This is a genomic window from Lysobacter sp. Root916 (assembly GCF_001429785.1).
Taxonomy (GTDB): domain Bacteria; phylum Pseudomonadota; class Gammaproteobacteria; order Xanthomonadales; family Xanthomonadaceae; genus Lysobacter.
The window spans coordinates 187718-202171 of sequence record NZ_LMJF01000016.1 but is presented as its reverse complement, the minus strand read 5'-3'; the positions used below and the strand labels follow the sequence as shown (position 1 = coordinate 202171).

Genomic DNA, 14454 nt, shown 5'->3' with positions numbered 1-14454 from the left:
CTGAAGCCCTGAGCCGACCGCCGCATGAATCTTCGTGACCTCAAATATCTGGTCGCGCTCGCCGATCACAAGCACTTCGGTCGCGCCGCCGCCGCCAGCTTCGTCAGCCAGCCCACGCTCTCGACCCAGATCAAGAAGCTCGAGGACGAGCTAGGCGTGTCCCTGGTCGAACGCGCACCGCGGCGGGTGATGCTGACCCCGGTCGGGCGCGATATCGCCGAACGCGCGCGCAAGGTGATCGCCGACGTCGAACAGATGAGCGAGATCGCGCGGCGCAGTCAGGACCCGGAAGCCGGCACCGTGCGCCTGGGCCTGTTCCCTACCCTCGGCCCTTACCTGTTGCCGCACGTGGTGCCGGGCCTGCGCAAGCGTTTCCCGCGCCTGGAACTGCTGCTGGTCGAGGAAAAGACCGATCAGATCCTGGCGCGCCTGCGCGACGGCCGCCTCGACGCCGGCCTGCTCGCGCTGCCGGTGCACGACGACCAACTGCACATCGAGCCCTTGTTCGACGAGCCCTTCCTGCTGGCGGTGCCGCAGCAGCATCCGATGGCGGGGCAGGATTCGCTGGAGCTGCACGATCTGGACGATCAGCACCTGCTGTTGCTGGAGGAAGGCCACTGCCTGCGCGATCAGGCCCTGGACGTGTGCCGCCTGGCCGGCGCCGACGAACGCGACGGCTTCCGCGCCACCAGCCTGGAAACCCTGCGCCAGATGGTCGCGGCCGGAGTCGGCATCACCCTGCTGCCGATGCTGGCGGTGCAGCCGCCGGTGCCGGCCTCGCCGGACATCCAGTTGCTGCGTTTCCGCGGCGACGCCCCGCACCGCCAGATCGCGATGCTGTGGCGGCGCAGCTCGGCGATGTCGGACTTCCTCAGCGAACTCGCCGCCGAACTGCGCAAACTGCCGCAGGCGCTGCTGCAACCGCCCAAGGCGCCGACCAAAACGCGCCGACGCGCGGAGCGCGCCCACTGAGGCCGGCATCGCGCGGGCTGCGCGCGCTAGCGCGGCCCACGCAGCGAACGTCGCCTGCTTAGGCGCCCACGCCGATCGGGCAGCTCACGCCGGTGCCGCCCAAACCGCAGTAGCCCGTCGGGTTCTTGGCCAGGTACTGCTGGTGCTCGTCTTCGGCGTAGTAGAAGGTCGGCGCCGGGAATGCGATCTCGGTGCTGATCTCGCCGTAACCGGCTTCGCGCAGGCGCGCCTGGAAGGCGTCGCGGCTGGCCAACGCGGCGCGGTACTGATCCTCGTCGCTGCAATAGATCGCCGAGCGGTATTGGGTGCCGACATCGTTGCCCTGGCGCATGCCCTGGGTCGGGTCGTGGTTCTCCCAGAAGGTCTGCAACAGCGCGTCGAACGAGACCTGGGCGGGATCGTAGACCACCAGCACCGCCTCGGTGTGGCCGGTCTGGCCGCTGCAGACTTCGCGGTAGGTGGGGTTGGCCGTGTAACCGCCGGAATAGCCGACCGCGGTGGTGACCACGCCCGGCAAGGTCCAGAACTTGCGCTCGGCGCCCCAGAAGCAGCCCATGCCGAACTGCACCTGGGCCAAGCCGGCGAACGCATCGGGGCCGCCGCGCAGCGGGCGGCCGTGCACGTAGTGGGCGTCGTGCAAGGGCAAAGGCTGGTTGCGGCCGGGCAGCGCGTCCTGCGGTTGCGGAAGACGTTGTTTGTTGGCGCCGATACCCAGCATGTCCGACTCCGGTGCGATCACGGGGAAATCCGTGGCTCAGAAATGCGGCGCCGGGCCCGTAATTTCAAGGGTTTGCGGGCGCTGCCGGCGCGCGCCTTGCCCGCCCGGAATGGCGACTCGCGCTGGCGATCGCGCGCCCATCGCCCGAACCGAGACCGCGTTCGCGGTCCGTCGCGCGCCATCGCAGGATGCTCGGCGGACGCCGCCCGGTCCGCAGGGGGATGCCGCCCCGGCGGCATCGCGACCGAGGCGAGGAATCTCCCGCCATCGAAGGAACCGACCCGAATGCATGCGAACGCGAGCTTGCGCGCCTGGTGCGCCACCACCCTGCTGTCCGCAGGCCTGCTGCTGAGCGCCGCGCCGGCTTTGGCCGCCGACGAGTTCGGCGGCGATTGGGACGACCCGCGCACCGCCGACCCCGCGGTCGCGCGCCCGCCGACCGCGCATTGCACGGTCGAGATCCTCGACACCCATTTCGCCGACTTCGATTGGCACTACGGCCAGATCGCGCCGCCGGCCGCCTGTCCCGGCCCCTGGAACAAGGTCGTGCTGGAGATCGACGGCGCGGTCAAGGGCGTGCAGTACGACCGCCTGGGCTATCTGCAGATCGGCGGCATGACGGTGTTCTCCACCAGCACCCCGGAGCCTTCGCGCGAAGGCATCCAGTGGCACGTGGAGAAGGACATCAGCGCCTACGCCAGTCTGCTGCGCTCGCCGCAGCAGGTGCGCATGTATCTGGGCAACGTGGTCAACGAGACCTACACCGGCGTGATCCACATCAAGGCACGGGTGACGTTCTACAACGCCGACCGCCGCCATCCGGCCGTGGCCGCCGCCGACAGCGTCGTCGCGCTGACCGGCGAACGTCGCGACGGCGCCGATCTGATCGGCGACATCGCCCTGCCCGCGAACGCGCAGCGCTGGGTCGCCGAGGTGTACGCCACCGGCTCCGGCGGCGGTTGCGAGGAGTTCTGGTACTTCACCGCGCCGCCGCAGGCCGACTATTCCTGTCCGGCGCAGAACGGGCCGTATCGCGAAGTGCAGGTGCTGATCGACGGCCGCGTCGCCGGCATCGCCATGCCCTACCCGCACATCTACACCGGCGGCTGGTCCAATCCCTTCCTGTGGTACGTGATGCCGGCGCCGCGCGCGTTCAACATCGAACCGATCCGCTACGACCTCACGCCCTACATCGGCCTGGTCAACGACGGCCGCCCGCACGAGCTGCGCTTCCGCGTGGCCAATCTGCCCGACGGTGCGTCCGGCTGGACCCTGCAACCCAATCTGCAGGTCTGGCGCGATCCGCGCCGCGCGGTCACCCGTGGCGGCCTGCTCAGCTACGAACTCACCGCGCTGGCCAACGATCCGGCCTATTCGACCCTGCCCGACGGTCGCCATCAGGTCGACACCCGCGGTGGTCATCGCCTGCGCGCGAGCGGCTGGCTGGAGACCTCCCAGGGCCGCGTGATCACCCACGTCGACCGCATCGTCGGCAATCGCAATCTGCACCTGTGGGACGAGGGCGAGTACCACGACGGCGTCGAGGGCGATTGGGACGACACCGAAACCGTGACCCGCATCGGCGGCGGCCTGCCCTCGCTGGCGGTGAACTCGCAGAGCTTCGGCTTCGACGGCCTGCTCAGCTTCGAGCCGGTCGAGGACCACTATCGGGTGACTACGCGGCTCAAGATCTACGACGACGCCAACGCCCTGCAGACGCCGGCGCCGGGCACGACGCCGCTGGCGCAGGTCAAGCGCAACCGCTTCGACGGCGAGGCCGGTTGGAACTACGGCGTGCCGCGCGATCAGCGCCATGCGGTGGGCCATTCGACGCAACGGCATCAGCGTTTCGGCAGCCAGGGGTGCTACGACCACGAGATCGGTCAGAGCAATGGCTTCGTCGACGTGGACAAGTACCGCTGCGGGCAACCTTGAGGGTTCGAGACGTTCGCGCTGTGGGCGCGGCCCTCACCCCAACCCTCTCCCGCAAGCGGGAGAGGGAGCCGGTCGGTCACGAAGAGATCGGGCGGAGCAACGGTTTCGTGAATCTGGATAAGTACCGCTGCGGCCAGCCTTGAGGTACTCGCGCCGGTGGCGCAGCCCTCCCCCATCCCGCGCAAGCGGGAAAGGGAGCCGGTCGGTCGCGAATCGGCATCGTCGCGGTTCTGCGCTGATCGCGACGATGCGGCTCGCTTTCGGCTCGTCGCGGCCTATCGGGGCGGTCGAGTCGTCAGGTGCCCCAGGCCCACCGTCGCGACAGCGGGCTGCGTCGCCACAGCGCAGGCGCAGGCGAAATCAATAACTCAACAAAGCATGCAAGCGCGCCGGCCCCTGCCAGCGCGCGCGTCCGCCCAGGTCCGCCAGTTCGATCAGCACGCTCGCGCCCACCAGTTCGCCGCCCAGGCGCTCGACCAGGCTGCGCGCCGCGTCGAGCGTGCCGCCGGTGGCGAGCACGTCGTCGACGATCAAGGCGCGCTCGCCCGGACGCAGCGCATCGCTGCGTGCCTGCAGGCGGTCGCTGCCGTACTCGAGCTGGTAGTCCACCGACACCAGCGGCGGCGGCAGCTTGCCGGGCTTGCGCAGCGGCACGAAGCCGGCGTGCAGCTTCTGCGCCAGCGCCGCGCCGAAGATGAAGCCGCGCGATTCGATCCCGCACACCGCCTGCACGCCGCTGCCCTGCCAGGGCTCGGCCAGCGCGTCGATGCACCGCGCGAAACCGCCGGCGTCGGCCAGCAGGGGCGTGATGTCGCGGAACACGATGCCCGGCTTGGGGAAATCGGCGACGTCGCGGATCAGGGATCGAATCGATTGCATGCGGGTCCTGCTGAAGAAAAAACGTGGAAATGCCGGCACCGGCCTGCGCGGGCGCCGAGTAAGTCGGGAACGGGCGTCGAACGCGGCCGGCTCAGGCCGGCAGCCAGCCGATCGCGCCGGGGTCGGGTTCGTCGTCCTGAGCGGCGTCGGCCTGCGCCGCCTGGCCCAGCGACAACTGCTCGACGACGTCGCGCGCCTGCGGCCAGGCCGCCTCCGGCACGCAGACCTGGACCATGCCGAACACCGGCAATTCGCCGACGCCGCCCAGCAGAGCCTCGCCTTTGAGGAAGACCGGGATCTCGACCGCTTCCAGGGCGTGCCGCACCAGGTGCGCGTCGATCAGATTGGCGGCTTCGTAGACGACCTTCATCGTCGCGATCCTTCGGCCCACCGGGCCATTCGGGTCCGTCGCCAGCATACGCCGGCCCTGCCCGCTCCGGGGCAGGCGCAGCGCCAGCGGCGACCGCATGGCGGCCGCAGACGCGGTCGCCGTGCGCGCCGCGCCTACCCAAAACCACGGCACGGTTCCAGCCGCGCCAGTCCCGTCAGGGCAGGAAAACCCGCCAGCGGCTAAACTGGGCGTTCTCCCCTGCCTTCAAGTGCCGCATGTCCGTCGAGTCCGCCCCCGCCACCGATTCCTCCCCCGACGCCGCGCCGGTCAAGAACGACTTCATCCGGCAAATCGTTCGCGAGGACGTGGCCTCGGGCAAGCACGCGGCCATCCGCACGCGCTTCCCGCCCGAGCCCAACGGCTACCTGCACATCGGCCACGCCAAGGCGATCTGCCTGGACTTCGGCATCGCCCAGGAGTTCGGCGGGCGCTGCAACCTGCGCTTCGACGACACCAACCCGGCCAAGGAAGACCCCGAGTACGTCGCCGCGATCCAGGAGGACGTGCGCTGGCTGGGCTTCGACTGGGCCGAGCTGCGCCACGCCTCGGATTACTTCGAGGTGTTCTACCTGGCCGGCGAGAAGCTGATCCGCCAGGGCGACGCCTTCGTCTGCGACCTCAGCGCCGAGGAAGTGCGCGCCTACCGCGGCAACCTCACCGAACCGGGTCGCAACTCGCCCTATCGCGAGCGCAGCGTCGAAGAGAACCTGGACCTGTACCGGCGCATGCGCGCGGGCGAGTTCGCCGACGGCGCGCGCACCCTGCGCGCCAAGATCGACATGGCCTCCGGCAACATCAACCTGCGCGATCCGGCCCTGTATCGGATCAAGAAAGTCGCCCACCAGAACACCGGCGACGCCTGGCCGATCTATCCGATGTACGACTTCGCCCACTCGCTCAGCGACTCCTGCGAAGGCATCACCCATTCGCTGTGCACGCTGGAGTTCGAGGACCACCGCCCGCTGTACGACTGGTGCGTGGCCAAGGTCGATCTGCCCAACTCGCCCGAACTGCTGGCGCCGCTGCTGGCCCGGGGCCTGCCGAACGAGGCCGCGATCCCGCGCCAGATCGAGTTCTCGCGCGCCAACCTCAACTACACCGTGATGAGCAAGCGCAAGCTCATGGTGCTGGTGCAGGAGAAACTGGTCGACGGCTGGGACGATCCGCGCATGCCGACCCTGCAGGGCATCCGCCGCCGCGGCTACACCCCGGCTTCGCTGCGCCTGTGGGCCGAGCGCCTGGGCGTGAGCAAGCAGAACTCGGTGATCGACTATTCGGTGCTGGAAGGCTGCCTGCGCGAGGACCTCGACGCGGCCGCGGCGCGGCGCATGGCGGTGATCGACCCGCTCAAGCTGGTCATCAGCAACCTCGACGACGCGCACGAGGAATTCCTGCACTTCTCCAACCACCCGAAGGACGAAAGCTTCGGCGCGCGCCAGATTCCGTTCTCCAACCAGCTGTGGATCGAGCGCGAGGACTTCGAGGAAGTCCCGCCCAAGGGCTACAAGCGCCTGATCCCGGGCGGCGAAGTGCGCCTGCGCGGCGCCGGCATCCTGCGCTGCGACGAGGTGATCAAGAACGCCGCCGGCGAGATCGTCGAGCTGCGCGGCAGCCTCGATCCCGAGTCGCGCCCCGGCATGGCCGGCGCCGACCGCAAGATCAAGGGCACCATCCACTGGGTCAGCGCGCGCCACGCGATCGCCGCCGAAGTGCGCCTGTACGACCGTCTGTTCGATGTCGCCGCGCCGGACGACGACAGCGACGGCAAGACCTACCAGGACCACCTCAACCCGAACTCGCGCCGCACCACCATCGGCTACGTCGAGCCGTCGGCCGCGCAGGCCGCGCCGGAGACCGCGTTCCAGTTCGAGCGCGTGGGCTACTTCGTCGCCGACCGCCACGACCACAGCCCCGCGCATCCGGTATTCAACCGCAGCGTGACCCTGCGCGACATCTGGGCCAGCAAAGCTTGACGCCATGACGCGCCGACTCTTCGCATTGTTGCTGGGCACGCTGCTGCTGTCGTTGCTGGCCGCGTGCTCCTCGCCCGCGCCTGCGCCCGCGGCCGCAACCGACGCCGCCGCGCCCACCGCCGCACCCGCGGCAGCGACGGCCGCGCCCGAACCGGCCGCGCCCGCGCCGCAGTTTCCGGCGCCGGGCCAGCATTCCGAGGCGCTGGAACCGGTGGCGATCGCGATGGACCTGAGCTGCGCCAGCGACAACGACTGCGTGGTCAAGAACGTCGGCAACTGCTGCGGCCAATTCAACGCCTGCGTCAATCGCGGCAGCCCGGCCGACCCCTCGGCGGTGATGGCCCAGTGCGCGAAGGAAGGCAAGATGTCGATGTGCGGCTCGCCGGTGATCGCCGGCTGCGCCTGCGTCCAGGGCCAATGCCGCGGCGTCGCCGCCCAGCAGGGAGTGCCGATGTGAGCGCCGCCCACGCCCCTTTGCAGGCCCGCGTCGAGCTGCTGCTGCCCGACTGGATCGATGGCGCGGTCGATCGCGAGCGCCGCTATGTCGGCGACGAGGACAAGGTCGCCCTGGCGGTGGAACTGTCGCGGCGCAATATCGACGTCGGTAGCGGCGGCCCGTTCGGCGCCGCGGTGTTCGACCACGACGGCCGCGTGATCGGCGTGGGCGTGAACCGGGTGGTGCCGCAGACCTGTTCGGTCGCGCACGCCGAGATGATGGCCTTCATGACCGCGCAGACCGCGCTGGGCCGCTACCGCCTCAACGAGACCGGCGCCATGACCCTGGCGACCTCGGCCCAGCCCTGCTGCATGTGCTACGGCGCCAGCTTCTGGGCCGGCATCGATACCCTGCTGATCGGCGCGCGCTCCGAAGACGTGATGGCGCTGACCGAGTTCGACGAAGGCCCGCTGCCGGCGGACTGGATCGGCGAACTCGAGCGCCGCGGCATCGCGGTGCGCCGCGACCTGCACCGCGACGCCGCCCGCGACGTGCTGCGGCGTTATGGCGAGAGCGGTGTGGCTTATTGAAGCCAGAAGTGAGCGTAGAGAAGTGAGGAGTGAGTAAAGGCCGTATGCTGGCTCGGGACTCCGTCTCCATCGCCCGTTCGCCGTTGCTCACTCCTCACTTCTCCAAGCCCACTCCTGCCCTTATGACTGAGCAAGCGCTGTTCTGCTGGTGCCGCGCCGGCTTCGAGCCCGAACTGGCGGCCGAACTCAACGAGCGCGCGGCGATCGCCGGCCACCCCGGCTACGCGCGCACCGAGCGCGGCAGCGGCTACGTCGAATTCCTGTGCGAGGACGCGGCCGCCTTGGCGCGCGCGCTGCCGCTGTCGCAACTGATCTTCGCGCGCCAGAAGCTGCTGCGCATCGCCGACCTGCGCGGCCTGGATCCGCGCGATCGGATCACCCCGATCCTGGCCGCGCTCGACGCCCAGATCGCAGCCGGCGCGGTGCCCGCGCTGTACGGCGAGTTGTGGGTGGAGCATCCCGATTCCGACGCCGGCAAGCCGCTGGCCGGCCTGGCGCGCAGCTTCGGCAACGCCCTGCGCCCCGCGCTGCGCAAGGCCGGCCGCCTCACCGCCAGCGACGACACGCAGCGTCCGCGCCTGCACATCGTGTTCCTCGACGGCGACCACGCCATGGTCGCGGTCGCCGATACCCGCGACGCCGCGCCCTGGCCCTTGGGCATCCCGCGTCTGCGCATGCATCCCGACGCGCCCAGCCGTTCGGCGTTGAAGCTGGAAGAAGCGCTGCTGACCCTGCTGGACGACGAAGAGCGCGAGCGCCTGGTGCGCGACAACATGCAGGCCGCCGACCTCGGTGCGGCGCCCGGCGGCTGGACCTGGGTGCTGATGCGCAACGGCATGAAGGTGACCTCGGTCGACAACGGCCCCTTGCGCCAGGCCTTGCTGGACAGCGGCCGCGTCGATCACCTGCGCGCCGACGGTTTCCAATGGCAGCCGCGCCGCACCGTGGACTGGATGGTCTGCGACATGGTCGAGCAGCCCAGCCGCGTCGCCGAACGCATGGCGACCTGGCTGCGCGAAGGCTGGTGCCGGCAGACCATCTTCAATCTCAAGCTGCCGATGAAGAAGCGCTGGGAAGAAACCCGCGTGTGCCTGGAGCTGTTCGAGCATCAGACCCATCGGCCGTTGATCGTGCGCGCGCGCCAGCTGTATCACGATCGCGAAGAGATCACCGTGTACGCGCGCCCGCGCTGAGGCGCACGTTCATCGCGCATCGACGCGTTCAGCGGGCGTTTCGTTCGTATACATCGGATTGACCGCGTGGGGTCTAGGGTCGCCATTCCCCCACCCGCACGAAGGTCACGATGAATAGGCATGCCTACAAACGCGTCACGTCCCTGAGTCGGATCACCTTGCTGGCTCTGGCGATCGCCGCCACCGGCATCAGCACCCAGGCCGCGGCCCAGCAGGCCAAGTCCAAGGTCGGCGCTCAGATCAATGCGAGCACCGACGCCAAGGTCGCCGTGGACGATGCGCGCAATGCGCGCGACGATGCCGCTGCCGCGCAAACCGCCGCGCAAGCCGCGATCGCGGCGCGCAAAGCCGGCGCGGTCACCGAACACGGCGCGGCCACCGCGGCGGCCACCTCTTATCAAGCCAAGCAATCCTCGATCGACGCCCAGACCGCGGCGCAGCGCGCGGTGAGCGCGGCGCAGGAAGCGCAAGCCGCGCAGACCGCGGCGCAGACCGGCGCCAACCCGGTCGCGGCCGCCGCCGAAGCGGGCCAGGCCGCGCTCGCTGCGCGCGACGCCAGCAGCGCGGCCGCCGATGCCAGCCTGCGCGCGCAGGCCGCCGCCGACGCCACCGCTCAGGCCACCACCGCGCCGCCGGCATCGCGCGCCAGCGTGGGCTACCGCATCGACTTCCCGGCCCTGGACGGCGATCGCGACGGCCGCATCAACCGGGCCGAAGCCGGCGGCCACGCGGCGCTGACCGCCGACTTCCTGCTGCTGGATGTCGACGGCGACGGTTACCTGAGCCCGCGCGAACTGGAAGGACGGATGTAAGCGGCAGGCGCGCGACCGGAACGATCCGGTCCGTCGCGCTCCCACGCGGCATGGCGACGCCCCGAGCGATCGGGGCGTCGCGCATTGTCTTGCGGACCTCGGTCCGTGTGCCATTTGTCAGATGCGGCCGCGCGCGGGCTGCGTATAGTCGGGCGGTCGCCAGCTATCCGCCCCTTACGAGACCCGCATGAACCAGCTCATCCCGCTGATCGCCGCCGCGCTCATGGTCGTGGCGCCGGGCGCATACGCCGCGTCCGCGACCACCGCGCCGGCGACCCAGCCGGCCGCCGATCCGCTGTTCGACACGGTCTCGGCCTTGGACGCCGCGGTGTTCGATGCCTTCAACACCTGCGACAAACCAGGGCAATTGCAGAAGCACGCCGACTACTTCGACGAAGGCGTCGAGTTCTATCACGACAACGGCGGCGTCACCTGGTCGCGCAAGGACATGCTCGCCAACACCGAGAAACACGTGTGCGGCCACTTCCGCCGCGAGCTGATACCCGGCAGCCTCAAGGTATTCCCGATCAAGGACTTCGGCGCGATCGCCCAGGGCTCGCACCGCTTCTGTCAGTTCGACAGCGGTCGCTGCGACGGCATCGCCGATTTCGTGATCGTGTGGCGGCTGAAGGACGGGGTCTGGCAGATCACCCGCGTGCTCAGCTACGGGCACCGCCCCAACACCTGAGCGCGCACGTCGCGAAACGCAAACCCGGGCGCACGCGGCGCGCGGGCTTTGCCGTACATTGCCGGTTCCGTCCGCCGCCGCCCACGCCCGATGACCGATCTCCCCGCGCCCCCCGCGCCCGCCGCACGCGCCCTGGATCGCAAGGACCTGCGCACGCTGTCGCTGGCCGCACTGGGCGGCGCGCTGGAGTTCTACGATTTCGTCATCTTCGTCTTCCTGACCGAGAGCCTGCGCCAGCTGTTCTTCCCGCCCGACATGCCGGGCTGGCTGTCGACCCTGCAGGTCTACGGCATCTTCGCCGCCGGTTATCTGGTGCGACCGATCGGCGGCATCGTCATGGCCCACTTCGGCGACCGCTCCGGGCGCAAGCGCATGTTCACCCTCAGCGTGTTCCTGATGGCGCTGCCGACCCTGGGCATCGGCCTGCTGCCGGTGTACGCGCAAATCGGCATCGCCGCGCCGCTGTTGCTGCTGGCGCTGCGCATCGTCCAGGGCATCGCGATCGGCGGCGAAGTGCCCGGCGCCTGGACTTTCGTGGCCGAGCACGTGCCGCCGAACCGGGTCGGCTTCGCCTGCGCCAGCCTCTCGGCCGGGCTCACCGCCGGCATCCTGATCGGCTCGCTGATCTCGGCCGCGGTCAACACCTGGTTCGCGCCGGCGCAAGTGCTGGACTGGGCCTGGCGCCTGCCGTTCCTGATCGGCGGCGTGTTCGGTTTCTTCGCCGTCTACCTGCGGCGCTGGCTCAGCGAGACGCCTGTGTTCACGGCCATGCGCGAGAGCCGCCAGTTGGTGCAGGAACTGCCCTTGAAACGGGTGCTGCGCGAGCACGCGGGCGGCGTGGCCTTGTCGATGCTGGTGACCTGGCTGCTGACCGCCGCGATCGTGGTGATCATCCTGATGACCCCGACCATCGTGCAGCAGCGCTTCGGCATCGCGCCTGCACAGGCCTTCCTCGGCAACAGCCTGGCCGCGTTCTGCCTGACCCTGAGCGCGGTCGGCGCGGGCCTGCTCGCGGACAAGATCGGGCGCGCGCGCGCCCTGCTGATCGGCGCGCTGGGCGTGCTGCTGAGCAGCTACGCGCTCTACTACGACCTCAACCACGGCGCCCAGCATTTCCTGCTGATGTACGCGCTGGCCGGCACCTTCGTCGGCGTGGTCGGGGTGATCCCGGCGGTGATGGTGGCCGCGTTCCCGGCGCCGGTGCGATTCTCGGGACTGTCGTTTTCCTACAACGTCGCCTATGCGGTGTTCGGCGCCAGCACGCCGCCGCTGTTGGCCTCGCCGTGGATGCGCGGGTTGGGCGGCATGGCGCCGGCCTACTACGTGATGGCGGTGGCCGCGATCGGCGTGGTGGTGGCGCTGTACCTGTTGCTCAGACGGCCGCCGTCCTACGTGGGCTGAGGCGCTGCGCGCGTACTCACACGCCCGCCGCGCGGCGCCAGAATGCGTGGGTGACCGGCGGCAGCTTGCCGGCCAGGCCCAGCAGCGGGCCGCGCAACAAGGTCGCGGCGACCGCGTCGTTGGAGAACAGACGATTGAGGCCGTCGAAGCCGTAGGCGGCCAAGGCGTTCTCGCTGCGGCGTTCGCGCTCCCAGCGCTGCAGGCGAGTGGCGCCGCCGGGATCGGCACCGCGACGTTGCGCGCCCGCTAGCACGCCGCGCAGCGCGGCGATGTCGCGCAGGCCCAGGTTCACGCCCTGCCCGGCCAGCGGATGCACCACGTGCGCGGCGTCGCCGGCGATCGCGACGCGGCCGCTCACGTATTTCTGCGCGAGCTGTCGACGCAAGGGAAACGCGACCCGCTTGGACACGCCCGCGATCGCGCCCAGGCGACCGCCGAAGGCATGGCCAAGCTCGCGCAGGAAATCGGCTTCATCGATGTGGAGCAGGCGCTCGGCCTCGGCATCGGGCAGGGTCCAGACGATCGAGCTGCGGCGCCCGTCGTGCCCGGCGTAAGGCAGGAACGCGAGCGGCCCGGTCGGCAGGAAACGCTGCCAGCAGGTCGCCTGATGCGGCAGCTCGTGATCGACGAAGGCTACCAGGCCGCGCTGGCCGTAGTCGTGCGCCGGCGCCTCGATACCGGCCAGGCCGCGCAGCTGCGATTCGGCGCCATCGGCGCCCAGCACCAGACGCGCGCGCAGGCGGTTGCCGCTGGCCAGCAGCAGTTCGGCGCTATCGCCCTCGGGCGTCTGTTCCAGGCCGACGACTTGTTCGGGGCAATGCAGGCGCACGCCGGCGGCCGGCAGGGCCGCCCACAGGCGATCGACCAACAAGCCGTGTTCGACGATCCAACCCAGTTCGCGCCGGCCGAAGGCGTCGGCCTCGAAGCCGAGCTCGCCGCCGCCGGCCGCATCCCAGACCCGCATCGCGCGATACGGCTGCGCGCGCGCGTCGAGCACGCCGCGCCACACGCCGAGATCGTCGAGCAGAGCCGCGTTGTCGGGCGCGAACGCGTACACGCGCAGATCGGGCGCGTCCTCGCGCCAGCGCGGCGGCTCGCGGCTTTCGACCAGGGCCACCTCCAGACCGTCGCGCGCGAACGCCAGCGCGGCGGCCGCGCCGACCACGCCGGCGCCGACCACGATCACGTCCAGCGGACCGCGCCGGCTCATGCCTGCGCTCCGCGGCACAGCGCGGGCACATCGCCGCGATAGCCCATCGCGCCGCCGACCAGATAGGCCTGCACCGACGGCAGACGGTCGGCCGCGAACAGGCCCAGGCTGCGCAGCGGCCGCAGCAGCGGCGATGCGTTGGCGGTGACCCGGGCCAGTCCGTCGGAGAAGGCGATGGTGCGTTCGCGGTCCTCCTGGCGGCGGCGCTCGTAGGCGTCCAGCAGGGCCGGTGCGCCGCAGTCGGGCTCGCCCGCCGCGGCGCGCGCCGCTTCGATCAGTTCGGCCAGGGTCAGCGCGTCGCGCAGGCCCAGGTTGAAGCCTTGCGCGCCGATCGGGTGGATGGTCTGGGCGGCGTTGCCGATCAGCAGCGCGCGCGCGCCGACCCGGCGCTGGGCGAGCACGCGGATCGCCGGATAGGCGTTGCGTGCGCCGCAGGCGAGGAAGCGGCCGACCCGCCAGCCGAACGCGTCCTGGGCCTGGGCCAGGAAGCCGGCTTCGTCCAGGCCCGCGACCGCATCGGCCTGCTCGCGCCGCACGCCGTGGACCAGGCCGTAGTGGCCGTCGCCGCGCGGCAGCAGCGCGGTCGGCCCGCCTTCGCCCAGGCGTTCGTAGGCGGTGCCGTCGGGGGCGCGCTCGGCGCGCAACCGGGTCACGAACAGGGTCTGCTCGTAGTCGTGTTCGTCCACGCCTATCCCCAGCGCCTCGCGCACGCCGCTGCGGGTGCCATCGGCGGCGACCAGCAGGCGCGCGCGCAGCACGCGCTCGCCGGCGCCGTCGGCGACCCGCACCGCGCGGATGCTGCCGTCGTCCTCGGCCAAGCCCACGAAGCGCACCGGACGGTAGCGCAGCAGCCGCGGCAACTCGGCCAGGCGCGCTTCCAGGGCCTCGCCGAAGTCGCGCGCGGTCACCACCCGGCCGAATTCCTCGCGGCCGTAGCGGTGCGCGTCGAGCAGGCTGCGGCCGAAATCGCCGCGCCGGCTGATGTGGATGCGACGGATCGCGCCGCTGGGCGTGCGCAGCTTCTGCAGCACGCCCAGCGCGCCCAGGGCGTTGACGGTGGCCTCGGCGAAGCTGAGGTTGCGCTCGTCGAACACCGCCGGCAGCGCGCCGGGCGGCGCGGCCTCGATCAGGCCGACGCGCAGGCCGCTGCGGTCCAGGGCGATCGCCAGGCTAGCGCCGACCAGGCCGCCGCCGACGATCAGCACATCGTGGAGGGTCTGCGCCGGATCGGAGGGCGCGTGGGCGTCTTGATTCAT

Annotated in this window: 14 protein-coding genes; 9 read left to right on the top strand and 5 right to left on the bottom strand. The window is 70.6% G+C overall.

Features of this window, described 5'->3' with window-relative positions; all coding sequences use genetic code 11:
• Window positions 1-24: 24 nt before the first annotated feature.
• Window positions 25-972, top strand: coding sequence for a LysR substrate-binding domain-containing protein (locus tag ASE35_RS19185; protein ID WP_057164810.1), 948 nt, complete (start codon window positions 25-27; stop codon window positions 970-972).
• Window positions 973-1030: 58 nt separating this feature from the next.
• Here ASE35_RS19185 and msrA read toward each other — a convergent pair whose 3' ends face one another.
• Window positions 1031-1690 carry a peptide-methionine (S)-S-oxide reductase MsrA gene (msrA, locus tag ASE35_RS19180; protein ID WP_057164809.1) on the bottom strand — a complete coding sequence of 220 codons (660 nt, stop codon included), beginning with the start codon at window positions 1688-1690 and terminating at the stop codon, window positions 1031-1033.
• 285 nt (window positions 1691-1975) lie between these two features.
• On the opposite strand from msrA, the gene ASE35_RS19175 reads away from it, so the two are divergent.
• Window positions 1976-3625, top strand: coding sequence for a peptide-N4-asparagine amidase (locus ASE35_RS19175; RefSeq protein ID WP_057164808.1), 1650 nt, complete (start codon window positions 1976-1978; stop codon window positions 3623-3625).
• Window positions 3626-3985: 360 nt separating this feature from the next.
• Here ASE35_RS19175 and ASE35_RS19170 read toward each other — a convergent pair whose 3' ends face one another.
• Window positions 3986-4504 carry an adenine phosphoribosyltransferase gene (locus ASE35_RS19170; RefSeq protein ID WP_057164807.1) on the bottom strand — a complete coding sequence of 173 codons (519 nt, stop codon included), beginning with the start codon at window positions 4502-4504 and terminating at the stop codon, window positions 3986-3988.
• Between the two features lie 91 nt (window positions 4505-4595).
• The gene (locus ASE35_RS19165) at window positions 4596-4874 is read right to left on the bottom strand and encodes a DUF2007 domain-containing protein (protein ID WP_056182123.1); all 279 of its coding nucleotides are present in this window, start codon (window positions 4872-4874) and stop codon (window positions 4596-4598) included.
• 236 nt (window positions 4875-5110) lie between these two features.
• On the opposite strand from ASE35_RS19165, the gene ASE35_RS19160 reads away from it, so the two are divergent.
• From ASE35_RS19160 to ASE35_RS19130, 7 genes are all read left to right on the top strand, one after another.
• Window positions 5111-6868 carry a glutamine--tRNA ligase/YqeY domain fusion protein gene (locus tag ASE35_RS19160; protein ID WP_057164806.1) on the top strand — a complete coding sequence of 586 codons (1758 nt, stop codon included), beginning with the start codon at window positions 5111-5113 and terminating at the stop codon, window positions 6866-6868.
• 4 nt (window positions 6869-6872) lie between these two features.
• On the top strand, window positions 6873-7325 hold the full coding sequence (locus tag ASE35_RS19155) for a hypothetical protein (protein ID WP_157489574.1): 453 nt from the start codon (window positions 6873-6875) through the stop codon (window positions 7323-7325).
• Window positions 7326-7342: 17 nt separating this feature from the next.
• Complete coding sequence (locus tag ASE35_RS19150) at window positions 7343-7894, top strand: nucleoside deaminase (RefSeq protein ID WP_235570117.1); 552 nt, start codon at window positions 7343-7345, stop codon at window positions 7892-7894.
• 122 nt (window positions 7895-8016) lie between these two features.
• A complete protein-coding gene (gene rlmM / locus ASE35_RS19145) occupies window positions 8017-9087 on the top strand; it encodes a 23S rRNA (cytidine(2498)-2'-O)-methyltransferase RlmM (RefSeq protein ID WP_056182136.1) in 1071 nt (356 codons plus the stop codon).
• A gap of 110 nt (window positions 9088-9197) precedes the next feature.
• Window positions 9198-9899, top strand: coding sequence for a hypothetical protein (locus ASE35_RS19140; RefSeq protein WP_157489573.1), 702 nt, complete (start codon window positions 9198-9200; stop codon window positions 9897-9899).
• A 187-nt stretch (window positions 9900-10086) separates the two neighbouring features.
• On the top strand, window positions 10087-10587 hold the full coding sequence (locus tag ASE35_RS19135) for a nuclear transport factor 2 family protein (RefSeq protein WP_057164802.1): 501 nt from the start codon (window positions 10087-10089) through the stop codon (window positions 10585-10587).
• A 90-nt stretch (window positions 10588-10677) separates the two neighbouring features.
• Entirely contained in the window at window positions 10678-11988 is a 1311-nt protein-coding gene (locus tag ASE35_RS19130) for an MFS transporter (RefSeq protein WP_057164801.1), read from the top strand.
• A gap of 16 nt (window positions 11989-12004) precedes the next feature.
• Here the strand turns inward: ASE35_RS19130 and ASE35_RS19125 are convergent, their stop codons facing one another.
• Window positions 12005-13198, bottom strand: a complete 1194-nt coding sequence (locus tag ASE35_RS19125; RefSeq protein WP_057164800.1) for an FAD-dependent oxidoreductase — start codon at window positions 13196-13198, stop codon at window positions 12005-12007.
• A complete protein-coding gene (gene ubiH, locus ASE35_RS19120; RefSeq protein ID WP_056182150.1) occupies window positions 13195-14454 on the bottom strand; it encodes a 2-octaprenyl-6-methoxyphenyl hydroxylase in 1260 nt (419 codons plus the stop codon). The genes ASE35_RS19125 and ubiH overlap by 4 nt, the downstream gene beginning before the upstream one ends.

Bases quoted from the DNA above. Each gene is read 5' to 3' on its own strand.
- ASE35_RS19185 (WP_057164810.1), top strand. From the start codon at position 25: ATGAATCTTCGTGACCTCAAATATCTGGTCGCGCTCGCCGATCACAAG.
- msrA (WP_057164809.1), bottom strand. From the start codon at position 1,690: ATGCTGGGTATCGGCGCCAACAAACAACGTCTTCCGCAACCGCAGGAC.
- ASE35_RS19175 (WP_057164808.1), top strand. From the start codon at position 1,976: ATGCATGCGAACGCGAGCTTGCGCGCCTGGTGCGCCACCACCCTGCTG.
- ASE35_RS19170 (WP_057164807.1), bottom strand. From the start codon at position 4,504: ATGCAATCGATTCGATCCCTGATCCGCGACGTCGCCGATTTCCCCAAG.
- ASE35_RS19165 (WP_056182123.1), bottom strand. From the start codon at position 4,874: ATGAAGGTCGTCTACGAAGCCGCCAATCTGATCGACGCGCACCTGGTG.
- ASE35_RS19160 (WP_057164806.1), top strand. From the start codon at position 5,111: ATGTCCGTCGAGTCCGCCCCCGCCACCGATTCCTCCCCCGACGCCGCG.
- ASE35_RS19155 (WP_157489574.1), top strand. From the start codon at position 6,873: ATGACGCGCCGACTCTTCGCATTGTTGCTGGGCACGCTGCTGCTGTCG.
- rlmM (WP_056182136.1), top strand. From the start codon at position 8,017: ATGACTGAGCAAGCGCTGTTCTGCTGGTGCCGCGCCGGCTTCGAGCCC.
- ASE35_RS19140 (WP_157489573.1), top strand. From the start codon at position 9,198: ATGAATAGGCATGCCTACAAACGCGTCACGTCCCTGAGTCGGATCACC.
- ASE35_RS19135 (WP_057164802.1), top strand. From the start codon at position 10,087: ATGAACCAGCTCATCCCGCTGATCGCCGCCGCGCTCATGGTCGTGGCG.
- ASE35_RS19130 (WP_057164801.1), top strand. From the start codon at position 10,678: ATGACCGATCTCCCCGCGCCCCCCGCGCCCGCCGCACGCGCCCTGGAT.
- ASE35_RS19125 (WP_057164800.1), bottom strand. From the start codon at position 13,198: ATGAGCCGGCGCGGTCCGCTGGACGTGATCGTGGTCGGCGCCGGCGTG.
- ubiH (WP_056182150.1), bottom strand. From the start codon at position 14,454: ATGAATCAAGACGCCCACGCGCCCTCCGATCCGGCGCAGACCCTCCAC.